The organism is Sphingobacterium sp. xlx-130, assembly GCF_011007405.1.
GTDB lineage: Bacteria > Bacteroidota > Bacteroidia > Sphingobacteriales > Sphingobacteriaceae > Sphingobacterium > Sphingobacterium luzhongxinii.
The window spans coordinates 185,968-210,370 of sequence record NZ_WFKN01000005.1 but is presented as its reverse complement, the minus strand read 5'-3'; the positions used below and the strand labels follow the sequence as shown (position 1 = coordinate 210,370).

The following is a 24,403-nucleotide window of genomic DNA, read 5'->3' as shown; positions in this document are numbered from 1 at the left end:
TAAAAAGTATTGACTATTAACGTTGTGGGATGAAGCCCTCGTAAACAAAAGTCGCTGGGCCTTTAAGCATTACGTCAGTGAAATTTTCTCCCTCTTTGTGAAAAGAGATATAGAGCTGTCCCCCCAAAACACGTATTGGTATTTTAAGGTTCCCTTCTAAACCTTCTTTAAAAGCTACTGCCATAGCTGCAGCTGTCGCTCCTGTACCGCAGGCGTAGGTTTCGTCTTCTACTCCACGTTCGAATGTACGGAGAAAATAACCGTCGCCTTCTTTTTCAATGAAATTGACATTTATTCCTTCGTGCCGGTAGGTGTCGTTGTTACGTATCATATGCCCCTTTTGATAGACGTCGAGCTCGACTAGGTTGTCTACTGTCAAGACATAATGTGGTGAGCCGGTATATAAAACAAAGGCTTCACCATCTTTTTCAATCTGATGAACATCTATCATTCCTAGGTCAACCTGATTGTTATCTATAGCAGCGTGGTGTTCTCCGTCAACTGCCAAAAAGACAGTTTTGTGTTTTATAATGCCAAGATCGCGCGCGAAAGCAACGATACAACGGCCTCCATTGCCACACATGCTCCCTTCACGACCATCTGCATTAAAATAAACCATTTGGAAATCAAAATTTTTACTATCTTGAAGGAGCATTAAGCCATCCGCGCCAATCCCGAATCTTCGATCACATAGATGTTTTATCAATGTTTCATTGACGCTATCAAAAAGACCGTTTCTATTATCAATAAGTATGAAATCATTACCGGCTCCTTGATACTTATAAAATTTTATTTTTTGGTCCATAATATTTGAAAATATGCGTCAAATTTAATATTCTTGTTACAATTGTTCTTCAACATGTTAAAACATGTTAAAAACCTGAAAAATTACCGTTTATTAACAAAATTTAACTGACAAAAGTTGGGCTAGGCAATGTGATGGTACTACATTTGACTAACACAATTTGTATTTATTGAGGAACAAAGTTAGAAAATTTAAACAGCAAAGTAATATGAAAAAAATAGGAGTTAGTTTATTAGCAGCTGTCCTAGGAGGGGCAATTGCTGTCGGAGGGTACAAATTTTTTGAGAACAAGCAGTTGGATAATATGACTTTTGAAGAAAAACAAAAAGTTTATTACGCCAGCAACCCTACAGGTACAGCTATTTCATCTACTGGTAATCCAGATTTTACACAAGCAGCAGCAGCGGTTTCACCTGGAGTAGTGCATATTAAAGTTACTGTTACAACACGCGGGAGCCAACGTGGAGGAGGATCGGGGTCGCCATTTGACATGTTTGAAGAATTTTTTGGTATGCCGCAGCAACGTCGTGGGCAGGTACAACCTAGACAGGCTCAGGCATCTGGATCTGGCGTAATCATATCACCTGATGGTTATATTGTAACGAACAATCACGTTGTTGAGGATGCTGATAAAATTGAAGTACAGCTTACGGACAACCGGTCTTTTGAGGCTAAAGTTATAGGTCGCGACCCTAATTTTGATTTAGCGTTGATAAAGGTCAATGCGACGAATCTTCCTATGGTCAAGCTGGGTAATTCGGATGATGTTCAAGTAGGGGAATGGGTGTTGGCTGTTGGGTATCCTTTAGGATTGCAATCGACAGTGACAGCAGGTATTGTAAGTGCCAAGGGGCGTCGTATTGGAATCTTGGATGAACCCTCGCAGCAGCGTGGATTTGGACAGGGAGGACAACCCGAGCAAATGGTGAGCACTGCTATTGAATCTTTTATCCAAACGGATGCAGTAATCAATAAAGGAAATAGTGGCGGTGCGTTGGTCAATGCGCGTGGAGAGTTAATTGGTATTAATTCAGCTATCGCATCACCAACCGGTACCTATGCAGGATATGGTTTTGCTATCCCAATTAGTCTTGCTAAGAAGGTTTTAGATGATTTTAAAGAGTTTGGTAGTGTGAAACGTGGATTCGTTGGTGTAAGCTTTACTGAACTTAATGATAACGTAAGAAAGGAGTTTGGAATCACAGATATTAACGGTCTGTACGTGTCCGATGTGGTGAGAGGTGGTGGAGCCGAAGGAGCAGGCATTAAAAAAGGAGATATTATTACCAAAGTTGACGGAAAAATTATCTATAGTTCTCCTGATTTACAGGAACGTGTGGCAAGATTACGCCCTGGAGATAAGGTGAAGCTTACGTACAAGCGAAATGGAAAAGAGCAGGATGTTATGGTGACGCTTAAAGGGGAAGAAGCGAATAAGGCGGCGGCAAATGACGAAGGTTCAGACGCTAGCGCTACGCAAATCTTCAATAAATTGGGAGCGAGTTTTATTCCAGCCACAGATGCACGTAAGAAGGAATTAGGTATTAGTTCAGGTGTTGTCGTGACTCAGGTGCACCGTGGTGGCGTATTTGAATATTTTGGAGTTGAACGAGGATTAGTGATCACTGAAGTAAACGGAAAAACAGTAAACAATGTTGATGATGTTGAATCAGCACTTGCATCGACGAAACGTAATATTGTGCGTATAAAAGGAGTTCCTCAGCGCGGAAGTACAGTTGAATTGAATGTGCCCATTGAGTATTAAACTGTAGACTAGTTAATATATAACGTAGGAATATGGCTTTCGCAAGAGAGCCATATTTTTTTGCTTTTATATGCAATAATCTGGATTTTTGGAATATGAAAATTTTAATGGTTTGTTTAGGAAATATTTGTCGATCGCCATTGGCACATGGTGTGTTACAGGATCTGGCTGTGAGAAATGGATTGGACTGGAAGATTGATTCTGCCGGTACAGGGGATTGGCATGTCGGACAGGCTCCGGATAGACGGTCTGTAGCTGTCGCGAAAAAGTATGGTGTGGATATTTCGATGCAGCGAGCGCAGCATTTTACAGCAGATATGTTGGACGAGTATCATTTGATTTTCGTGATGGACAGGCAGAATTATGAAGATGTAATTCGTTTGGCACAAAATAGTATACAGAAGGATAGGGTTCGGTTATTTTTGGAGGATAACATTGTGCCAGATCCTTATTATGACGATACACTGTTTGATGCGGTGTATAAATTGGTAGCAAAGAGATGCGAGGAACTTGTGTTAGCATTATCTTAAAGAATCTCATGACAATTCTTACCTGTGAATTCGTTACTTTTGACTTTTAAATTAACATGAAAGCAGCAGAAGTAAATAAAAAGTGGAATACCTTGAGAGAGGCTCTTGCTCAAAGTTTTGATATGGAATTACCCGATATAAAGGTGGTTCTTTTTTTGATCGGCGTCCAGGAATTGGGACAGGGACCCAAGAGATTTTCAAAAAGGGAAAAAGAAGAGTTGATGCATATCGCTACGTGTAGACTCTTCAGTGCTATGGGTTTCTATGAGTTGGAAGGCTTGGATGAGCAAGGCTGGCCACATTGGAAGTTAGTGAAAGCCATCCCTAACTACACCTTGTTGGAGCAAGAGTTGATTATGAAGTCATTGATTATAGATTACTTTCAGGAACTGGAAGTGATATAACTTATTTATTATGAAGAGATTTTTACTTTCTATTTTTATAGGGATATGCTTTGTCGCCGTGAACGCGCAAAAACCCCAATACTATTATGTAGATTTTAAGACGGATAAGGGAAATATCTTAATCCAGCTCTACAATGAAACTCCTAGACACCGGGACAATTTTAAAAAGCTTGTGAATGATGGGTATTATGACTCCTTACTTTTTCATCGGGTCATTAAAAATTTTATGATTCAAGGTGGGGACCCAGACTCAAAGAAGGCAGCAGACAAAGTCTTACTGGGTAATGGGGGGCCTGAATATAAAATCCCGGCTGAGATACAGTCGAATCTTATTCATAAAAAAGGTGCTTTAGGAGCTGCGAGAGATAGTAATCCAGCAAAGCAATCCTCTGCTTCGCAATTTTATATCGTGCAGGGGCGACGTTTTACAAATGAGGGGTTAGATTCATTAGAGCGATTTAAATTGAATGGCGGTAAGCTTTCTGCTACGCAAAGAGAAGCATATACGAGTATAGGAGGGACGCCGCATTTGGATGGAAATTATACTGTATTTGGGCAGGTTATAAAAGGGCTTGAGTCGGTAGACAATATCGCGGCGGTTAAAACAGATGATCACGACCGTCCTATAGTAAATGAACGTATGTTTGTGCGTCTATTAACTAGAAGGGAAGCTATTAATCAAGATCGTGAATTGCAGGGTCTTAAGCCAAAAACAGGTTTTTTTACCACACTTTTTGATGCGTTTAAGTCAAAAAAATACAATCTGTAGAAGGATAGCATTGTTCGTCTACCTAATAATTTGTTAAGAATGAAAATTATAACATATAATGTAAATGGGCTAAGGGCGGCCTTGAAAAAAGATTGGATCGGGTGGCTTAAGACGGTTAATCCAGATGTGGTCTGTCTACAGGAAATTAAAGCTACACCGGATCAGGTACCTGAAATAGAGTATCTCGAACAGATGGGATATGAGCATTATTGGTATCCTGCTCAAAAGAAGGGATATAGTGGTACGGCTATATTAACTAAGGTATCTCCTAATCATGTAGAGTATGGTTGCGGTCATGAAGATTATGATTTTGAAGGCCGGATAATCCGGGCTGACTTTGATAATGTGTCCGTGATGAGTACTTATTTCCCTTCAGGTACAACGGGGGATATAAGACAGACTTTTAAGTACCGTTTTTTAGACGATTTTCAGGATTATGCAAACAAGTTGACCCAAGAAAAGGGCAATCTTGTGGTTTGTGGCGATTTTAATATTTGCCACCGCGCCATTGATATCCATAATCCAAAATCGAATGCCAATACCTCTGGTTTTTTACCGGAGGAGAGAGAGTGGATGGAGAACTTCATCAATTCTGGTTTTATCGATACTTTTCGACACTTGAATGCAGATCCGAACAATTATACGTGGTGGAGTTATAGAGCTGGCTCCAGAGGTAAGAACCTCGGTTGGCGGATTGATTACAATATGGCTTCTGTCGCTCTGAAAGATAGAATTAGGGGCGCAAGTATTTTAAGTGATGCCATTCATTCAGATCACTGCCCAGTGTTGTTGGACTTGATCGATTAAGGCTAAACCAATGTATAGGAGGCGGCACATTTTTGTGTTTCCTCCACTTTGCATTGAATAAGGCGGCAGTTGTATTCAGCGAGTTGTTGAGGGCCTATTTCTTCTACTAAATATTTGGCTATGTTTTCCGCTGTTGGATTGAAGGGGACCAGAATGAGACTTTCTTCCGAAATATCCAGTAGTGCTGTTACTAGTGGATCTTCATTCCAGATAAGAAATTTATGATCAAAATTATCCTCGAGCCACATACATAGCTTCTCTTTTATTACAGAAAAATCTACGACTCGACCTACCGTATCTAATTCCTCGGCTTGAACGATGAAATGGATACGATAGTTGTGGCCATGCAAGTACCTGCATTTGCCTTCATGGCCTACAACCCGGTGTCCGCATGAAATGTCGTGGTATCTTTCTGCTGTAATCATAGTTACAAACTTAGATAAAAAGCGGGGTATTCTCGAACATTCAAAAGTAAAATCTAAATAAAGAAAAGATAGGATGTCCTAATCGACTATCAGTTTTGATTGTACTTGCTTACCGTCCTGATTTGTCCCGAAAAAAAGAATGCAATCGACTTTTGTATTCAAGCCTGAGGTTCCTTCTTTTTGAAAAATAAATAGCCTGTGGACTTTCATCTTTATGCCATTTAACGTGGTCTCCAAAATGTATTTTTGATCATCTGTACTACGTAATTAAAGGCGCTGATAGGGTAAGATACCAAAGTGAGATCCTAAGAATTGTCGCTTTTGGCATCCCAGTCCACACCATAAGCAAATTTTCGTTGTATAGTGGTTAGGGATTTTATTTCGCTTTTATTGTCAAATAGGTGTCTGCTGATTTGCACAGGTTCATTTCGATCTAATTTGCCGTTTTGATTGATTTTTGTCTGATAGATATAGGTGTTCTTTCCTATGTTATGCTGTATATAAAATAATAGGTTTTAGCTTGTGGTTTTGGATATTCTTCTTGTGCAAATGAAGGAAAGACGCCATAACCTATGAGTATAAGCAATAGCATACATTGATACATATATTGCCTTAATTTTGTTTCCTGCCAAATATTTTTGCAAGTATCCATAATACTAACGCAACTACAACTACAACAATAATAATACCTGACCATACCCCTGCTTTAAAAATGCCCCCAATGACTTCGCAGCTTGTCAACAACATTGTTGTTAAAAGCATGAATGGTAATATAGTAAATCTCTTCATATCTAATTACTTTATGACGCATAAGTTTACGGATCGATTTTATTTTATCGTCGTATACCGAACCAATTTCTATATGAATGAACAAGTGATGTGAAAAAAAGTTTGGTAACGTCTGAAAAAAAGGAGAAAGCCTAAAGTAAGGTACTTTAGGCTTTCAAGATATTTAAATATTACTAAATTTCAGAATTATTCTGCTCTTAAGATTTTTGCAGCTTCAACCATAGCTTCTAAGGCAGCCTTAGTCTCTGGCCAAGCGCGAGTTTTAAGCCCACAGTCTGGATTTACCCAAAGTTGAGAAGCTGGGACTACATCCTTAGCTTTGCGCAATAGGTCCACCATTTCGTCTGTACTAGGTACACGAGGAGAGTGGATGTCATATACTCCAGGGCCTATATCGTTAGGGTACTTGAAGTCACCTGCGAAAGCATTTAATAGTTTCATCTGTGAACGGGAAGTTTCAATTGTAATAACATCAGCATCCATTGCGGCTATGTCTTTAATTACATTGTTAAATTCTGAATAACACATGTGCGTATGAATCTGTGTATCATCTTCAACATTAGAAGAGGAGACGCGGAACGATCGAACAGCCCAGTTTAGGTAGTTTTGTTGATCAGCTTTACGTAAAGGAAGTCCTTCACGGATTGCTGGTTCATCGATCTGAATAATTTTTATTCCTGCTTTTTCCAATGCCTGTACTTCATCTAAGATCGCGAGAGCAATCTGATAGGTCGTCGTTTCACGAGGTTGGTCATTACGAACGAAAGACCATTGAAGGATCGTTACAGGTCCTGTCAACATACCCTTTACTGGACGGTCTGTCAATGATTGTGCATAAGAGGACCAACGTACTGTCATATCAGCTGGACGATATACGTCTCCGTAAATTACAGGTGGCTTAACACAACGAGAACCATAAGATTGAACCCATCCGTATTGTGTAAATGCATATCCCGCTAACTGTTCTCCGAAATATTCAACCATATCATTACGCTCGAATTCTCCGTGTACTAATACATCAATGTCTAATTGCTCTTGAAGACGGATGGTGCTTTCTGTTTCTTCGGCAATAGCTTTGTCATATTCTGCTTGTGTTATAAGACCTTTTTTCAAATCAGCTCGCCATTTACGAACATCTTTGGTCTGAGGGAATGATCCAATAGTGGTAGTAGCAAACGCTGGTAGGTTGAATTTCGCTTGTTGAGCTATCTTACGTGCTGCAAAAGAAGATGTGCGACGAGCGTCATCATCCGTAATGTTATTAACACGTTCTTTTACTTCAGGTTTATGAATTAATGGAGATGTACGACGGCTTTCGGCCGCAGCTTTATTTGCTTCATAACGCTGTGCTGTAGTGGCGTCAATTTCGCCGTTCGCTAATATTGCTAGGTCTTTAACTTCTGCCAATTTTTGTTTAGCAAATGCAAGCCAGTTTTTAACTGCTGCCGGAAGTGTTTCTTCGTTTTTCTCGCTGTCCAAGTCAAATGGTACATGTAGTAATGACGAAGAAGTGCCTATCCATACTCTGTCTGAACCAAGCGTATTTACTGCTTGATGGATTTTGGTCAAAGATTTTTCGTAGTCGTTTTTCCAGATGTTACGTCCCTCGACAATTCCTAATGACAACGTCAAAGAGGAAGGAACTTTAGGTAGCACTGTGTCTAATTGGTTTTCTCCACGTACTAAGTCTAAATGTAATGCATGTACCGGAAGACTTAAGGCTAAATCTTCATTGTCTTTTAACGCTTCAAAGTAGGTTGTTGCGATTAATTTAGCACTTCCTGCTGCAGCATTTAATCTTGCGAATACTGAGGTGTATAATGCTTTTGTTTTTGCGTCGATGTCCAAAGCCAGGTAAGGCTCGTCAATTTGGATATACTTAGCTCCAGCTTCGGCTAATTTTGATAAAATTTGCTCGTAAACAGGAAGTAGGTTCTCAATTAAATCAATACGTTCGAATCCAGCCTCTTTCTCTTTACCGATCAATAGATAGGTGATAGGGCCAATAATAACAGGCTTAGTCTCTATTCCAGCAGCTTTCGCTTCGTTGTATTCGTTTAAGAATTTTTCTGAATTCAGCTTAAATGTTTGGTTTTTGGTGAACTCAGGTACCATATAGTGGTAGTTTGTATCAAACCATTTTGTCATTTCAGAAGCGGTTACATCGATTCCATCCTGTTGGAATCCACGAGCCATAGCAAAGTAAAGATCTAAACTATAGTTATTATCGATTTTGCTTAGCAAAGAAGTGTAACGGGCCGGTATTGCACCCACTGTTAAAGAAAGGTCTAGTACTTGATCGTAAAAAGAAAAATCATTGGATGGAATGAGGTCGATGCCGGCATCTTTTTGTGTTTTCCAGTTCGCTTCACGGATTTCCTTAGCTGTTTGTAATAGTTCTTCCGCGGAAATTTTCTTAGCCCAATATGCTTCGTTAGCTTTTTTTAATTCGCGGAAAGGTCCCACTCTTGGGTAACCTAAGTTGTTGGTAATTAACATACTATTTTCCTTTTAAATTGTTTTAATAAAAAAATAATGCTGTAAAGAGAGAGTTCTTGGATCAGAAACTTCGGCTTATCTTTTCCGCCAGCTGGCGGATAGAATTTAGCACCTTGTCAAGAGACAGGTTGCTAAGGCTTCATCGGGTCTAGTCCCTCTGCCTTTCTCTATAAGCGATGCTAAGGTATGGAGAAGAATTGAAATTACAAAGAAAAAAAAGGAGAACTTACAAATCTCCTTTTTTCTTTCTGTATTTGGTATTAGCTTACGAGTAGTTTATAACCTTTACCATGTACGTTGACTATCTCGACATTTGGGTCTTCTTTTAGGTATTTTCTCAATTTACTTAAGAAAACATCCATACTACGTCCTGTAAAGTAGTTATCATCATGCCATATTTTAATAAGAGCTTCTTCTCTTGTCAAAACGTCATTTTTCTTTAGACACAAGAGACGTAGTAATTCAGCCTCTTTGGTAGAAAGTTTTTGTTGTTGTCCCTTATAGGATATAACTTGGCTGGTATAGTCAAAGAAATACCCACCAATTTCGAATTTATCAGCTAAATCCTCATCTTTGTCTTTGGAGACGCGTTTTAGTAGCGCATTTATACGTAATAGTAACTCTTCGACGCGAAAAGGTTTAGTGATGTAATCATCTCCGCCTAGTTCGAAGGCTTGCGTTTTGTCCTCCATCATTCCTTTTGCAGTAGCAAAAATGATAGGAACTGTCTGATTTATTTTTCGGATTTCTTTTCCTAGTGTGAAGCCATCTTTTTTGGGCATCATCACATCAAATATACATAAATCAAAATTATCTTTTTTAAACTGTTCTAATGCCTGCTCTCCGTCTTGAGAAAGGACTACTTCATATTTGCCTTTAAGTTCAAGATAGTCTTTTAAGAGTTCGCCTAAATTAGGATCGTCCTCTGCTAATAATATTTTTTGCATAGTAGTCTGTATTTATCAATTGTTGGATTCCCCTGTCTTAAGAGGTAATGTTATCTCAAAGGTCGTGCCTTTATCCTTTTCGCTCTTTACTTGTATCTTACCATCAAGTCTTTTGACTATGTCATGTACGTAGCTCAACCCTAGACCAAACCCTTTTACGTTGTGTAGATTGCCTGTGGGTATACGATAGAACTGGTCAAATATTTTCTCCTGTTGTTCTTTGTTCATACCCATTCCTTTGTCAGAGATTGATATCACAATGTTTCCTTTAGAATTAGATGTTTTTACGTGTATATCTGGAGCGTTTAGGCTATATTTTATAGCATTGTCAACTAAGTTAAAGAATACATTGGAAAGGTGCAATTCGTCACCAATGATTAGGTCTTGAGTCGCCAATAGTTCGGTTTGAAGCACTCCATTAGCTTTATTGAGTTGTAGATGCATACTGTCTAGCACTCCTTCGATCAGTGCGTTAACGCGGACATCTGTTCGCTCCATTCGTAAATTTTCTTTTTCGAGTTTAGCAATGTTTAGCACTCGTTCTATGTGGCTACCTAACCTTACATTTTCATCATATATTATATTTGCTAGTTTGTTGACGCGCTGTTCGTTTGATGCAATCTCTGGATCTCTTAGGGACTCGCTAGCAATCATGATTGTGGCTACCGGAGTTTTAAATTCATGTGTCATATTGTTGATGAAATCGGTCTTCATTTCTGAGATTTTCTTTTGCTTGAAGATAATAGACAGCGTGTAAGCAAAGCAACCGATCAGAACAGCAAAAAGAGCAAGCGTAGGAAGAATTAAATAGCTCATGTTATCTACAATTACCCTTTTTTTGTTAGGGAAGTATATACTCAAACGGCCAGTGGATTCTCCAAAATCTCCCTTAAATAATGCTGTAGTATAACGAGGTGATTTATTGGATGCTGCAAGCGTTTCGGCATCAGGACTGTGGTATATAATCCTTGATCGATCTCGAATTTCGATATTGAAAGGGGAATATATACCACGTGACACTAATTCTTCTTGCAGTAGTTTTTGAACTTGACTTTGATTTACCCGTTGTTCTAACGGCCTATTTGCAAGTTGGATTCCTAGCGCAAAGTCTTCAACGACACCTGCTTTTTTGCCTCCTAAAACAGCTAAGGTATCAAATGCATTTGTTGCACCAGCCAAAGCGTTTTTTTGAGCTATTTCGGATTCGCGATTTAGTATTTCAAGTTGCGTTCTTAACTCCATAAGCTCAAAAGCAACTTTTGCATTCGCTTTTGGAGGTAATGAAGCAATTCTAAAGCTACGCACAATTCCGTAAAGGTCGATGTCTACAACAACAACATATCGCACCGAGTCATCCTTTGCATTAATGCGAGGTAGTTCTTTACTGGCCGTTACAAGGACAAAATTCTCTACGCGAGAGGTGCCGGGAATATGTTCTTGGCTTATGGCTACGTTGATGTATTTTTGGTTTTTTTGTTCCCGAAAATAGGTCTCGTAAAACCAATTATCAATGCCTATTACATTAGGATAGATCGATTTTAGTTTTTCATCTTCTTCCCGAAAAATATTTTCTGTCTCGATTTGTTGTACGCGGAGACGCTCTATTTTTCGTTGTATGTCCAACTGCTTGGCAAGTATTCTTTGTTTTTTATGCTCGGCTTCATGTTTTTGTTGGTTGGCCCGTGCTATGATCTCTATATTGTTGGTCATCTCACTTTTCTCGATTTCTGATGCGACCTTGGCCAAAGACGTGTTTATAGCTTCATCAAAGAGATTAGATTTCTGTTTATAGGTCTCACGAATAAAATAGTACTGCATAGCGACTACGCCTAGTAATGCTATGGACATTAAACCTATTATTAATGAGATGCTTTTTTTCTTCATTTGTTACAAAAATAATAATGTATTATGCCTTAAAATCCTCTTTAACACTATTTAACAGCGATTTACAGAAAAGGATAGGGCAATACTTCTAAAATGTCTGTAGTTTTAATGTGAAAGTTACGTTTGTAAATTGTATAAGTTAAATTCTTCAATCATGATGAATATAGGTTCTAATATAGTGAAAAGAATGATTTTTAGTGTCATTTTTCTTACCACGCTTTTCAGCACTGTACGTGCTCAGGGTGGGGGTGAACAAAATAAGATGGAGAAACGTTCATGGGGTAATGTATTGCTAGGGTTTAAAATCCCCAAATCGGATTCATTGCCGCAAATATTTGCAGATTCTTTGCGTAGAGGGTTCTATGGAGTAAAGCCTATTGAAATACCGAATGTTTATCGTAAAAAAGTAGTATATTCTTCGGCCTATCGGATGCCTATTGCTGGTCTCTCCGGGAGGAGCTGTGCGCCAATGCCAGGCACTGAAAAGCTGGATGAAAACGAAGATAATGAAAAATCAGTTCCATTCTTGAAAGTACCACCATTACTTATTAAATAGAATATGCCATTACTAATAAAAAGGCGAGGGCAAGAAATATATTTCTTACCCTCGCCTTAATTTTTTACTTAAATTAATTTACTACTGAAACCCGAATGGTGTTGGTTTTGCCCTTCTCATGCAACGGTGTCGAAGCTGTGTTTATCACAATTTGCCCAGATTCTACTAATTCATGTGATTTTAATAGGTCATTTACATCTTGGATCGTTCCGTCTGTACTCTCATATTTCTCATAAATGAATGAACGTACTCCCCATAATAAACTAAGTTGTCTTAATAAATTTTTGTTTCCAGTAAAAACGTAGATGTCCGCATTTGGTCTGTAACTTGATATTTCGAAAGCAGTATAGCCCGATGCTGTCATGACAGCAATGGCAGAAGCTTTGGTTTTTTCGGCTAAGAAAATAGAAGATCCACAGATAGCGTCGGGAATTTTGTTTACCTCAATGAATGCATCCACTTTTTCACTGTAATATGGGTAAGATGTAGATTCTACATGTGTTATTATTTTTGCCATAGTCTCGATAACGATTTCTGGGAATTCGCCCACAGAAGTCTCTCCACTTAACATCACAGCATCGGCACCATCTAAAACAGAGTTGGCTACATCGTTTACCTCGGCACGAGTGGGGCGAGGTGTTGTAATCATGCTTTCTAACATTTGAGTCGCAATGATTACTGGTTTTGAAAGGTTACGACACTTCTGAACAATGATCTTCTGAAGGCCTGGTACTTCTTCCATAGGCATCTCGACACCTAAGTCTCCACGAGCTACCATGACAGCATCTGTAGCAGCAATGATAGCATCAATATTCTCGATGGCCTCTGGTTTTTCGATTTTGGCGATAATCTTTGCGTGGCTACCTTTGGCAGCAATTATTTTTTTACATTGATGAATGTCTTCTGCCGAACGAACGAAGGACATGGCGATCCAATCTGCACCATGGTCTAATGCGAAATTCAGATTGTCTAAATCTTCTTCAGTTAATGAAGGGATTGATACTTTAGTGTTCGGTAAGTTAACTCCTTTTCGAGATGTTAAGATGCCTCCATGTACTACTTCGCAAATGACGGTATCTTTATGATCAGTTGATAAAACACGTAACTGTAATTTGCCGTCATCAAGTAATATGATCTCGTTTTCCTTGACATCATTAGGGAAGTTTTCGTAAGTGATATAGATCTGCTTTTCATCTCCGATAAGTTCCTTTGTTGTCATTTCAACCGTAGAACCGTTGGTGAGGATAGCTCCTCCCTCTTTCATTTTACCGATACGTATTTTTGGCCCTTGAAGATCGGCTAAGATACTCACATTAAAAGAATGTTTCGCATTGATCTCATTGATCGTGTTAATTACTTGAAGGTGATCGTCTTGACTTCCATGAGAAAAGTTCAGTCGGCAAACATCGACACCTTTGGCAATCATCGCTGTTAATACGTCAATGTTAGATGATGCAGGTCCTAATGTAGCTACTATTTTAGTTCTCTTTTGTATCTTTTTCATATTGTTTTTGTTCTATTTTTTTAACCCTATTGGGTTGAGAATATTTCAGAATAAGCGGGTGACTATGACTTGTTTATCTTGTTTTTATACAGAGTGTAATATTTACACATTGAAAATAATTCGCTAAAATATTAGATTTTCTTTAGATTTCAATATGGTTGGGTCAATTTCTTTCACCAACATGATTTCCTTAATTGATTTTAAATTATCAATTAAGGTATCTAAGTCTTCAGCGTCAATATAATGTTTTATAATCATAAAGTAATCAAAATTTGGCGCTTCAGGGAGTAGAATGCCATTTTCTAAACTTCGATTATTAATGAGGTAATACTCGAAATCGAAAGATTCACAGCAATATCTATACATTTGGTAGTGGTGCAGCGTCTCTTTTTTTCCTTTCGCTTTTTCTTGAATAATATGGAAGTCCAGTTCTTCTTGAGGTTTAGTTTTTAAGTTTCCGTTATGATCAATCGGGGATTCCTTTCCATAAACGAAATTAAGACCGGTGTGCTTATTTATAAAGTGGCACAATCTATAGTCCCTAAAGGAAGAACTAATACCTACTAAAATGAAATCCAGTTCAAGGTCAAAGTCAATATCTAATTTGAAGGTGATTTTATTCAACTTTACAGTGTATTGATATATTTACGAAAGTACGATTTATGCTTGTGTTTTTTAGATGTCCGATGTAAAATTTGTATTAAATGAAAGTTTTTTTGTGATTATATATTACTTTTAGTATCATTGGGTAGTGTTTCTTTTATGGGCTATAATGCACTAAATGAGCTTTATGGTTCTTTATTTGTCACCTAAAAATTAAAAAGGTTTGATTTTTGGTGAAATTTATTTTTCTTTGCACAGATTTATTAAACAATTAAACTATAAAATCATGTCAGATATCGCATCAAGAGTAAAAGCAATTATCGTTGAAAAGTTAGGTGTAGATGAAAACGAAGTGACACCAGAAGCTTCTTTCACGAATGATTTAGGTGCAGACTCACTTGATACAGTTGAGTTGATCATGGAATTCGAAAAAGAATTTAACGTTGCAATTCCAGATGACCAAGCTGAGAACATCAGTACTGTAGGTCAAGCAATCGCTTATTTAGAAAAAAACGTTAACTAACTAATTGTATTAGGCTAAAAATATAAATGGAGCTTAAGAGAGTAGTTGTAACAGGATTAGGCGCACTTACACCACTAGGTAATACCGTTCAAGCATATTGGGAGGGCTTAATTAACGGTGTAAGTGGCGCTGCTCCTATTACGCATTTTGATGCGTCGAAATTTAAAACCCAATTTGCCTGCGAAGTGAAAGGGTTCGATCCACATGATTTTATGGATCGCAAGGAGGCTCGTAAGGTGGATCCATTCGTTCAGTATGCTATTGCATCAACAGATGAGGCGGTTAAGGATTCTGGATTGGAATTTGATAAATTAGACAGAAACCGTATTGGTGTAATATGGGGGTCAGGAATAGGGGGGTTAACTACCTTTACGGAGGAAGTTGCTAACTTTTCTAAAGGAGATGGAACACCTCGTTTCAATCCTTTCTTCATTCCAAAGATGTTGGTAGATATTGCTCCTGGCCATATTTCTATGCGACACGGTTTGCGTGGTCCCAATTTTTCAGCCGTTTCAGCTTGTGCATCTGCAACCAATGCGATGATCGATGCCTTTACCTACATTCGTATGGGAAGGGCTGATATAATCATCACGGGAGGTTCAGAGGCAACTATTAATGAGGCTGGTATTGGTGGTTTCAACGCAATGCACGCTTTGTCAACTCGTAATGACGATCCAAAGACCGCTTCTAGGCCTTTTGATAAAGATAGAGATGGATTTGTTTCTGGAGAAGGATCTGGCGCAATAATTTTAGAAAGTTTAGAACATGCGCTAGCGCGTGGAGCTAAGATTTATGCAGAGATTGTCGGTGGCGGTATGAGTGCAGATGCACATCATATTACAGCCTCGCATCCTGAAGGTCTTGGCGCGAAGCTTGCTATGACTATGGCGATAAATGATGCTGAATTGCATTTTTCGGATATAGATTATATTAATGTACATGGCACATCAACTCCAGTTGGTGATATCAGTGAGACAAAAGCAATAGTAGATCTTTTCGGAGAAAGTGCATATAAATTAAATATCAGTTCGACAAAGTCTATGACTGGTCACTTATTGGGTGCGGCTGGGGCTGTTGAGGGAATTGCCTCTATACTGGCTGTAAAAAATGATATTGTACCGCCTACAATAAATCATTTTACCGATGATCCTCAGATAGATAATCGTTTGAATTTTACATTTAATACAGCTCAGAAACGTGTAGTGAAAGCTGCTTTGAGTAATACATTTGGCTTTGGTGGCCATAATGCTTCGGTTATTTTTAAAAAATACCAAGCGTAATGTTGAGGTATTAAGCATAAAAGATAAATAGGTAGTTTCTTCAAGCTACCTATTTTTCTATACGTCTTTGTTATCCTGACTGGAATAATCTTTTTTTGAATCGACTATTTTTAATAGCCTGAGAATAATTTTTTGGTTTTTCGTCCGAGAGTTTTTCTTTGTAGTAGGTGAATATGTCTTTAAGAATTTATAAACTATACTTATCTCCCAATCGAGCTTATTTTAAAAAACTCAAAAATATTCTTGGGTTTGTGCCAGGTAATGTCAAGTTGTATCAGATGGCTTTTAGACATAAATCTGTTGCAAAGCAAATCAAAGAGGGGGTGAAAAATAGCAACGAGCGTTTAGAATTCCTCGGCGACGCTGTTCTTGGGTCGGTAGTGGCAGAGCTTTTGTTTAAACTGTACCCTTACAAAGATGAAGGATTTCTAACAGAGATGCGTTCAAAAATAGTGTCTAGGGCAAATCTCAACCAACTTTCTAGAAAGTTAGGTTTCGATCGCCTGATTCAATATGATTCCCGCATGATATCCTATCCCAATAAACAAGGATCACTATTAGGAGATGCATTCGAAGCGCTGATTGGAGCCGTTTATCTTGATAAGGGGTATCAATTTACCCGAGAGTTCTTATTAACACGTATTATTAAGCCGCATGTTGATATTCACACGTTGGAAAATACGGAGACGAATTTCAAGAGTAGACTTATCGAATGGTGTCAGCACGAAGGAAAAGAAGTTGTATTCTTGCCTATTGATAACCCGGAGGGTGAGTCGTCTAAAATGTTTAGTATCGAGGTGCTTGTTAATGGAGAGGTTTGTGGCTTAGGTCGCGATTTTAATAAAAAGAGTGCGGAGAAACTTGCTGCAGAGCGAGCTTGTGAGTATCTGAAAATCATCGAAATCGCTTAGAAACATATAGGCGTACTTTCCATATTCATTCTGTTATATTACCTTTGCCTTATGGCAATAGTTAAACCCTCTCTAGCAAAAGGGACTAGAGATTTTTCTCCTCTAGAAATGGAAAGGAGAAATTTTATATTTAATACGCTGAAGGGTATTTTTAAAAAATACGGTTATAGCGAAATTCAAACACCCTCATTTGAAAATCTATCCACGTTAACGGGTAAATACGGTGACGAAGGAGATCAGCTAATCTTTAAAATACTTAACTCTGGTGATTATTTATCTAAAGTATCGGATGATGTCTTAGTACAGAAAAATTCGATTAAACTAATTCCTCAAATATCTGAAAAGGCACTTCGTTATGATCTCACGGTGCCGTTTGCCAGATATGTAGTGATGCATCAAAACGATATTACGCTTCCTTTCAAACGTTTCCAAATTCAACCGGTATGGCGTGCCGATAGACCGCAGCGTGGGCGTTACCGGGAGTTTTATCAATGCGATGTCGACGTAGTCGGATCGGAAAGCTTGTTGAATGAAGCGGAGTTTATATTGATTTATTGGGAAGCTTTGAGGCAACTGGGGCTAAAGGATTTTACGATTAAAATTAATAATCGTAAAATATTGACTGGTATTGCTGAGATTCTAGGAAAGCCTGAACTTATCGTGGATATGACTGTTGCCATAGATAAGCTGGATAAAATCGGCCTTGACGGTGTAAACAAGGAACTTTTAGATCGAGGTTTTTCAGATACTGATCTTGAAGTATTGAAGCCTATTATCTTATTGGAAGGTAGTAACCAAGAAAAGTTGGAAAGTCTTAAAAAGGTATTAGCTTCGTCGCAGAAAGGGTTGGAAGGAATAGAAGAAATCGAATCTGTATTTGCATATGTTGCTGCTTTTAACGTTGACGAAAGTATTTTGAGTAATGATGTTGCTGTCGATGTCACGTTGGCAAGGGGTTTGAATTATTATACAGGATGTATTTTTGAAGTTAAGACGAATGAGGTTGCTATGGGAAGTATCGGTGGTGGAGGGAGATATGATGACCTTACAGGGATGTTTGGACTGAAGAATCTTACTGGCGTAGGGGTGTCTTTCGGAGCAGACCGTATTTATGATGTTCTTGAAGAGCTCGATCTTTTTCCAGGTACAGTTATTTCTAGTTCCAAGGTTCTTATTGTCAATTTCGATAAAAGTCTAGAATGTTATACCATCCCATTGTTGGCTCGTCTCCGTCAAGAAGGTATAGCCGTAGAATTATACCCAATTGTGGCCAAGCTGAAAAAGCAAATGAGCTACGCGGATGCGAAGAAGATTCCATTTGTTCTCCTTGTGGGAGAGGAGGAAGTCGAATCAAATGTTTTAACATTGAAAAACATGGAATCAGGCGAGCAAATAAAAATACAATTGCCAGCACTTATCGAAATCATGAGGGGGTGAGCGGCAAAAAATATACTTTTTGTCGATATAAATTATTAGATTTGTAATCGGTTAAGTAAGAAAAAGACTTTATAAAATGAGTTCAACACCTATAACAAAAGAAACATATCTCGAGTGGTACAGATCTATGCTACTCATGCGTAAATTTGAAGAGAAAGCAGGACAATTGTACGGGCAGCAAAAAATCCGTGGTTTTTGTCATTTGTACATTGGTCAAGAGGCAGTGGTAGCGGGTACGATATCAGCAACTAGACAAGAGGATACTGTGATCACGTCTTATCGTGATCATGCTCATGCTTTGGCAAAGGGAGTTTCTGCAGACGCTTGTATGGCTGAAATGTACGGAAAGAGTACAGGTTGCTCGAAAGGGAAGGGGGGCTCTATGCACTTTTTCTCGAAAGAACATGGTATGTTGGGAGGACATGGTATCGTCGGTGGACAAATACCACTAGGTGCTGGAATAGCTTTCGCTGAAAAATACTTAGGTACGGATAACGTAAATGTTTGTTTTATGGGGGATGGGGCAGTTCGCCAAGGAGCCTTAAATGAAACTTTCAACATGGCTATGTTATGGCAATTACCTGTGATCTTTGTGTGTGAAAATAACGGTTACGCGATGGGTACTTCGGTAAAGCGCACGACTAACATGGAAGATATATATAAGATTGGTTTAGGTTTTGATATGCCTAGTATGCCTGTAGATGGTATGGATCCTGTAGCTGTTCATAATGCTATGGACGAGGCTGTACAACGTGCGCGTGCTGGTGAAGGACCAACGTTTTTAGAGATTCGTACTTATCGTTATAAGGGGCATTCTATGTCAGATCCTGCTAAGTACCGTACCAAAGAGGAATTAGAAGAATATAAAGGAAAGGATCCCCTATTTAGTACCAAACATGCTATCCTAGAGAATGGTTACGCGGACGAAGCTTGGTTTGCGACAGTAGATGCGGAAATCAAAAAAATTGTAGAAGATTCTGTTAAGTTTGCAGAAGAATCTCCGTACCCTACTGTAGATGAGTTGTACAAGGATGTTTATGTGCAAGAGGACTATCCATTTGTGATGGATTAATAAATCACAGTTTTGTTTGAATTGTTATAAGATATAATTTACTATAATACATGGCTGAAGTAGTAAAAATGCCGAAAATGAGTGACACCATGACAGAAGGGGTGATCGCCAAATGGCACAAAAAAGTTGGTGACAAAGTAAATGCTGGAGATCTTGTTGCAGAGATTGAGACAGATAAAGCGACAATGGACTTTGAGTCCTATCAAGAAGGAACTTTACTATACATAGGTCCTAAAGAAGGTGATGCTGTAGCTATCGATGCTGTGATTGCAATCTTGGGCGAAGAAGGTGAGGACTATAAAGCACTATTAGACGGTGCTGCTTCGGCTCCTGAAACGAAAAAAGAAGAAACAGAGGTGAAAGTTGAAGCGACTTCTAATCAAGTGTCTCCTGAAGAGACAGTTACTGCTGAAGATTTAGGTTGTACTGTAATAACAATGCCTCTTTTGAGTGATACAATGACTGAAGGTGTAATCGCTCAATGGAACTTTAAAGTTGGAGATACGATCAAATCGGATGATGCTATAGCCGATGTAGAGACAGATAAAGCGACAATGGAAGTTACCGCTTATGCTGAAGGTACATTATTGTATGTAGGATTGGAGGCAGGCCAAGCGGCTAAAGTAAATGATATTATTGCTATTGTTGGTCCTGCTGGTACGGATGTGACTCCTCTTCTGAATCAAAAACCAACGGTATCAAAATCTGAAACCAAAGCAGAGACAGCTTCTACAACAGTAGAGGCCGTAACTCCAGCTTCAACGCGTGCTGCAACTTCAGCCAACGATGACTCTAGAGTGAAAGCTTCTCCTTTGGCCCGTAAGATTGCTAAAGAAAAAGGAATTAACTTGAATGATATTAAAGGTTCTGCTGACGGTGGTCGTATTGTAAAGAAAGACGTTGAGAGCTTTGTTCCAGCTGCTAGATCTACAACTGCTATACCTGCAACAGAGACTAAAAACGTTTCATTGCCTCAATTTATTGGCGAAGAAAGGTATACAGAGGTGAATGTATCCCAAATGCGTAAGACGATTGCTCGTCGTTTAGGAGAATCATTGTTTACCGCCCCTCATTTTTATTTGACTGTAAGTATAGATATGGATAATGCTATGACTGCACGTGCACAGATAAATGAAGTGGCTCCTGTGAAGGTTTCTTTTAATGATATGGTTATCAAAGCTGTGGCGGCTGCCTTAAAGCAACATCCCGCTGTGAATTCATCATGGCAAGGTGATAAAATCAGATTTAACGAGCATACGAATATAGGTGTTGCAATGGCTGTCGAAGATGGTTTATTGGTGCCGGTTGTTCGCTTTGCCGATGGAAAGACACTATCGCATATATCTGCTGAGGTTAAAGATTTTGCAGGAAAAGCAAAATCAAAAAAACTTCAACCTGCAGATTGGGAGGGATCAACATTCACGGTATCTAATTTAGGTATGTTTGGCATAGATGAGTTTACATCTATCATCAACTCCCCTGATGGAGCAATTTTGTCTGTAGGAGCTATCCAACAGGTTCCTGTAGTCAAAAATGGAGCTGTCGTGCCAGGTAATATCATGAAATTAACGTTAGGTTGCGATCACCGCGTTGTTGATGGAGCAACTGGTGCTCAGTTTTTACAAACTTTAAAAGGTTTGCTAGAAGCTCCAATTCGTTTATTGGCATAATTAAAATACATTAATAAACTATTCGGTTTATATGAAGAAGGTATCTTTTTAGATACCTTCTTTTTTTTATCCCGTTTTTACGCCTTTTTTTTGCTAGTATATTGGCTTTTACTGCTTATTTACCTATATTTATTTTCGTGTTAATAAATGAATTACCCGTGAGATTTGTCTTGTTCCAGTTACTAAATATCGTATTCTTAATTACCCTTTTTTCTTGTTCCAGTGCAGAGCAAAAGCAGCAAGAAGTCCAACGAAAACAATATGAGCTTGATAGCATAGCTCTTTTATATGATCCTAGTAAAGCTGATTTAAATATCGATGCTTTTATGAAGAAACTTCATCGTAATTCAGGTTTCAATGGTAATGTGCTTGTTGCGAAGAAAGGTAAGATTTTATATCAAAATTCATTTGGTTGGGCTGATTATTTACATAAAGATAGTTTAAAAATTACCTCAAAATTTGAATTGGCCTCTGTCTCAAAACCAATGACAGGGTTAGCAATATTGCAATTGGTTGAAGCTGGTAAATTGAAACTGGATCAACTAGTTGGTGACTTTTTCCCAGGATTCCCTTATGAGGGAGTTACTGTGAGACAATTGTTGACCCATCGTTCGGGACTGCCTAATTATGTATACTTTGTAGATAAGATTTGGCCTGATCGAAAAAAAGGAATGTCAAATATGGACGCGATAAACCTTATGATAGAACATAAGCCAACACGTTACGGAATGCCTGATGGTCGCTTTCATTATAATAATTCTAATTATATGGTTTTGGGGGCTATCGTTGAAAAGGTGTCTGGACAGGATTTTGCGATTTATATGGATGAACATGTGTTTAAGCCTGCGGGAATGAAGAATACAGCGGCTTTATCACGCGTTAAGTATGACAAAATTCCAACAGATGTGATAGGACATGATAGAGTATGGAGGAGATCTGTTGTGCAGGACTATCTTGATGGACCTTTAGGCGACAAGGGTATTTACAGCACAGTACAGGATATGTATTTGTTAGACCTTGCGCTTAAGGAAGGACGCTTGTTGGGTAAGGCATTGCTAGATTCGGCTTATGTATCCCGCTCAGATGCCAAAAGAGGGGTGTTCAGTTATGGGTATGGTTGGCGAACCTTTTCGTCGAATGGTGCTAAAATAGCGTATCATACGGGTTGGTGGCATGGATTTAAAAACCTCTATGTCCGTGATCTTACCAATGATATAACTATCGTATTATTGTCAAATTTGGTTAATGGGAGTTTAAATAATTTGGATGGGTTGTATAAAATCTTGGAAATGCCTATTTTGAGACAAAATGCTTATGATGCAAACGGAGGTTTCGTAGAACATTAAAAACACCTACATGAAATAATCATGTTTAGTTATACAGAAAGAAGCATGAGTGTTCCATCCCGAAGAGTGAGGACAATTTAATTATCCGTAAAAGATAAATCGATCCGTCAACTGGCGAATCACTAAGTAAATTATAGACATATGAAAAAGACCCTGATTTTAGGTGCTAGTACCAACTCTGCTCGTTATTCTTATCTGGTTGCAAATAAGTTAGTCAGAAAGGGATATCCAATTGTGAATGTTGGCCGAAAAAATGGAAACGTGGCAGGAGTAGCAATCGAACCTGCGGAGATAGTACATACCGATATTGATACTATAACAATGTATGTTGGCCCTAAGAATCAGGAGCCTTATTATGACTATATATTAAACACAAATCCACATCGGGTGATTTTTAATCCAGGTGCTGAAAATTCAGAATTGGCTGAAAAGCTAAAAGAACGTGGAATAGAAGTGGTCGAGGCTTGTACTTTAGTTATGTTGAATACGGGGCAATATTAATACCCTTGATCTAGTGAAAAAGCATGTTTTCTTTTGATAACGTGCTTTTTTGTGTTTAGCGCAAACGTTAGCGTAGTTAATTGTCCATTTGTCAGTTTATAAGTGGTATTCTTGTATATAAACCTTTTAGTTATTATATGAAAATTTTTAAACGTTTAGGCTCTCTTTTGCTTTTACAAGGTGTGCTTTCAGTTGGAGGAGTTTTTGCTCAAAAAACTTCCTTGGATTTAAAATATATAAATAAAGAGCTTTTTGACGCAACTAAACAAATCAAACTTCTAGCTGAGGAAACGCCCAAAGAAAAGTTCCCGCAGACTTTTGAGAAGGGGGCGCAGAAATTTTCAAACTCGGGGTGGTGGTGTTCTGGCTTTTATCCTGGTACGCTATTGTATCTATATGAAGGAACAGGAGATACTGAGCTATTGGGAGAAGCGAAAGACAAATTAATCTATTTAGAGAAAGAAAAATACAATAGGAGTACGCATGATCTTGGATTTATGCTTTTCTGTAGCTTTGGGAACGCGCTTCGCCTAACTGGTGACTCGGCGTATAAAGAGGTATTAGTGACTGGAGTCGAGTCTTTAGCTTCTCGTTATAGCGATACGACGAAGGCAATCAAATCTTGGAGTTGGGGAGACTGGAACTATGCCGTTATCATTGATAATATGATGAATTTGGAGTTTTTAACGCAACTTTCAAAAATTACCGGTGATACGAAGTATAAAGATATCGCTATACAACATGCTAATACGACCCTCAAAAATCATTTTCGAAAGGACTACAGCTCTTACCACGTAGTGGATTATGACAAAAATACAGGCAAAGTAGTCGCAAAGAAGACACACCAAGGCGCCAATGACGCCTCTTCATGGGCAAGAGGTCAAGCTTGGGGATTGTATGGTTATACCATGATGTATAGAGAGACTAAGAAAAAAGCTTACCTGAAGCAGGCTGAAAATATCGCGGACTATATTTTAAAGCACCCTAACCTACCCGATGATTTGATCCCTTATTGGGATTTTGATAAAGATCAAGTACCTACAAATAGTAAAATGTACACACAGCGAAATTTGAAGGATGTTTCGGCAGCAGCATTGTACGCTTCCGCATTGTTGGAGCTATCTCAATATGTTTCGGGTAAAAGAAAGACCTTTTATTTTTCAAAAGCTGAAAAGATTCTTCAAAATCTGTCTCAGAATCCTTATAAGGCAAGTTACGGAGAAAATGGAGGGTATATACTTAAACATAGTGTCGGCGCATTGTTGTTTAACTCGGAAGTAGATGTTCCGTTGACTTACGCCGATTACTATTATGTTGAGGCATTGATACGCTACAAGAGATTGTTGGAAGGACAACCTATGATTAAAGAATTGTAG

24 protein-coding genes, 1 pseudogene and 1 riboswitch are annotated in these 24,403 nt (G+C 38.6%); of the genes and pseudogenes, 15 read left to right on the top strand and 10 right to left on the bottom strand.

What is annotated here, in order from left to right:
- Positions 1-16: 16 nt before the first annotated feature.
- A complete protein-coding gene (dapF, locus tag G7B18_RS09730) occupies positions 17-805 on the bottom strand; it encodes a diaminopimelate epimerase (RefSeq protein WP_164109469.1) in 789 nt (262 codons plus the stop codon).
- Between the two features lie 208 nt (positions 806-1,013).
- Here dapF and G7B18_RS09725 point away from each other — a divergent pair, with 208 nt between their 5' ends.
- From G7B18_RS09725 to G7B18_RS09705, 5 genes are all read left to right on the top strand, one after another.
- Positions 1,014-2,570, top strand: a complete 1,557-nt coding sequence (locus tag G7B18_RS09725; RefSeq protein ID WP_164109467.1) for a Do family serine endopeptidase — start codon at positions 1,014-1,016, stop codon at positions 2,568-2,570.
- Positions 2,571-2,665: 95 nt separating this feature from the next.
- A complete protein-coding gene (locus G7B18_RS09720; protein ID WP_164109465.1) occupies positions 2,666-3,100 on the top strand; it encodes a low molecular weight protein-tyrosine-phosphatase in 435 nt (144 codons plus the stop codon).
- Between the two features lie 56 nt (positions 3,101-3,156).
- Positions 3,157-3,504 carry a hypothetical protein gene (locus G7B18_RS09715; protein WP_164109463.1) on the top strand — a complete coding sequence of 116 codons (348 nt, stop codon included), beginning with the start codon at positions 3,157-3,159 and terminating at the stop codon, positions 3,502-3,504.
- A gap of 10 nt (positions 3,505-3,514) precedes the next feature.
- Positions 3,515-4,273, top strand: coding sequence for a peptidylprolyl isomerase (locus G7B18_RS09710; RefSeq protein ID WP_240452823.1), 759 nt, complete (start codon positions 3,515-3,517; stop codon positions 4,271-4,273).
- A 39-nt stretch (positions 4,274-4,312) separates the two neighbouring features.
- The gene (locus G7B18_RS09705; RefSeq protein WP_164109461.1) at positions 4,313-5,080 is read left to right on the top strand and encodes an exodeoxyribonuclease III; all 768 of its coding nucleotides are present in this window, start codon (positions 4,313-4,315) and stop codon (positions 5,078-5,080) included.
- 2 nt (positions 5,081-5,082) lie between these two features.
- On the opposite strand, the gene G7B18_RS09700 is transcribed toward G7B18_RS09705, so the two are convergent.
- The 7 genes and pseudogenes from G7B18_RS09700 to G7B18_RS09675 form a co-directional block, all read right to left on the bottom strand.
- Positions 5,083-5,505, bottom strand: a complete 423-nt coding sequence (locus G7B18_RS09700; RefSeq protein WP_164109460.1) for a 6-pyruvoyl trahydropterin synthase family protein — start codon at positions 5,503-5,505, stop codon at positions 5,083-5,085.
- Between the two features lie 78 nt (positions 5,506-5,583).
- Positions 5,584-5,757 (bottom strand): annotated as a pseudogene (locus G7B18_RS19400) (hypothetical protein); the annotation flags it as partial.
- Between the two features lie 53 nt (positions 5,758-5,810).
- A complete protein-coding gene (locus tag G7B18_RS19395) occupies positions 5,811-6,005 on the bottom strand; it encodes a DUF4833 domain-containing protein (protein ID WP_164110130.1) in 195 nt (64 codons plus the stop codon).
- Between the two features lie 112 nt (positions 6,006-6,117).
- Entirely contained in the window at positions 6,118-6,294 is a 177-nt protein-coding gene (locus tag G7B18_RS09690; RefSeq protein WP_164109458.1) for a hypothetical protein, read from the bottom strand.
- Positions 6,295-6,480: 186 nt separating this feature from the next.
- A complete protein-coding gene (gene metE, locus G7B18_RS09685) occupies positions 6,481-8,793 on the bottom strand; it encodes a 5-methyltetrahydropteroyltriglutamate--homocysteine S-methyltransferase (protein ID WP_164109456.1) in 2,313 nt (770 codons plus the stop codon).
- Between the two features lie 72 nt (positions 8,794-8,865).
- Positions 8,866-8,969: riboswitch (SAM riboswitch) on the bottom strand.
- Positions 8,970-9,053: 84 nt separating this feature from the next.
- Complete coding sequence (locus G7B18_RS09680; protein ID WP_164109453.1) at positions 9,054-9,740, bottom strand: response regulator transcription factor; 687 nt, start codon at positions 9,738-9,740, stop codon at positions 9,054-9,056.
- 15 nt (positions 9,741-9,755) lie between these two features.
- A complete protein-coding gene (locus G7B18_RS09675) occupies positions 9,756-11,588 on the bottom strand; it encodes a sensor histidine kinase (RefSeq protein ID WP_240452822.1) in 1,833 nt (610 codons plus the stop codon).
- A gap of 190 nt (positions 11,589-11,778) precedes the next feature.
- Between G7B18_RS09675 and G7B18_RS09670 the strand changes: the two genes are divergently transcribed.
- Entirely contained in the window at positions 11,779-12,180 is a 402-nt protein-coding gene (locus G7B18_RS09670) for a hypothetical protein (protein WP_164109450.1), read from the top strand.
- Between the two features lie 73 nt (positions 12,181-12,253).
- Here the strand turns inward: G7B18_RS09670 and pyk are convergent, their stop codons facing one another.
- Together pyk and G7B18_RS09660 are read right to left on the bottom strand one after the other, a co-directional pair.
- Positions 12,254-13,684, bottom strand: a complete 1,431-nt coding sequence (pyk, locus tag G7B18_RS09665; RefSeq protein ID WP_164109448.1) for a pyruvate kinase — start codon at positions 13,682-13,684, stop codon at positions 12,254-12,256.
- Between the two features lie 123 nt (positions 13,685-13,807).
- The gene (locus G7B18_RS09660; protein ID WP_164109446.1) at positions 13,808-14,308 is read right to left on the bottom strand and encodes an IPExxxVDY family protein; all 501 of its coding nucleotides are present in this window, start codon (positions 14,306-14,308) and stop codon (positions 13,808-13,810) included.
- A 265-nt stretch (positions 14,309-14,573) separates the two neighbouring features.
- On the opposite strand from G7B18_RS09660, the gene G7B18_RS09655 reads away from it, so the two are divergent.
- From G7B18_RS09655 to G7B18_RS09615, 9 genes are all read left to right on the top strand, one after another.
- Positions 14,574-14,810 carry an acyl carrier protein gene (locus tag G7B18_RS09655; RefSeq protein ID WP_079643602.1) on the top strand — a complete coding sequence of 79 codons (237 nt, stop codon included), beginning with the start codon at positions 14,574-14,576 and terminating at the stop codon, positions 14,808-14,810.
- A gap of 26 nt (positions 14,811-14,836) precedes the next feature.
- On the top strand, positions 14,837-16,090 hold the full coding sequence (gene fabF / locus G7B18_RS09650) for a beta-ketoacyl-ACP synthase II (protein WP_164109444.1): 1,254 nt from the start codon (positions 14,837-14,839) through the stop codon (positions 16,088-16,090).
- A 173-nt stretch (positions 16,091-16,263) separates the two neighbouring features.
- Positions 16,264-17,001, top strand: a complete 738-nt coding sequence (gene rnc, locus G7B18_RS09645) for a ribonuclease III (RefSeq protein ID WP_164109442.1) — start codon at positions 16,264-16,266, stop codon at positions 16,999-17,001.
- A gap of 51 nt (positions 17,002-17,052) precedes the next feature.
- The gene (gene hisS, locus G7B18_RS09640) at positions 17,053-18,438 is read left to right on the top strand and encodes a histidine--tRNA ligase (RefSeq protein ID WP_164109440.1); all 1,386 of its coding nucleotides are present in this window, start codon (positions 17,053-17,055) and stop codon (positions 18,436-18,438) included.
- A 76-nt stretch (positions 18,439-18,514) separates the two neighbouring features.
- Positions 18,515-19,510 (top strand): pyruvate dehydrogenase (acetyl-transferring) E1 component subunit alpha, encoded by a 996-nt coding sequence (pdhA, locus tag G7B18_RS09635; RefSeq protein ID WP_164109437.1) that lies wholly within the window; start codon positions 18,515-18,517, stop codon positions 19,508-19,510.
- Between the two features lie 50 nt (positions 19,511-19,560).
- Entirely contained in the window at positions 19,561-21,180 is a 1,620-nt protein-coding gene (locus tag G7B18_RS09630) for a pyruvate dehydrogenase complex dihydrolipoamide acetyltransferase (RefSeq protein WP_164109435.1), read from the top strand.
- Positions 21,181-21,506: 326 nt separating this feature from the next.
- Positions 21,507-22,526, top strand: coding sequence for a serine hydrolase domain-containing protein (locus G7B18_RS09625; RefSeq protein WP_317164270.1), 1,020 nt, complete (start codon positions 21,507-21,509; stop codon positions 22,524-22,526).
- Positions 22,527-22,667: 141 nt separating this feature from the next.
- The gene (locus tag G7B18_RS09620; protein ID WP_164109431.1) at positions 22,668-23,027 is read left to right on the top strand and encodes a CoA-binding protein; all 360 of its coding nucleotides are present in this window, start codon (positions 22,668-22,670) and stop codon (positions 23,025-23,027) included.
- A 137-nt stretch (positions 23,028-23,164) separates the two neighbouring features.
- Entirely contained in the window at positions 23,165-24,403 is a 1,239-nt protein-coding gene (locus tag G7B18_RS09615) for a glycoside hydrolase family 88 protein (protein ID WP_164109429.1), read from the top strand.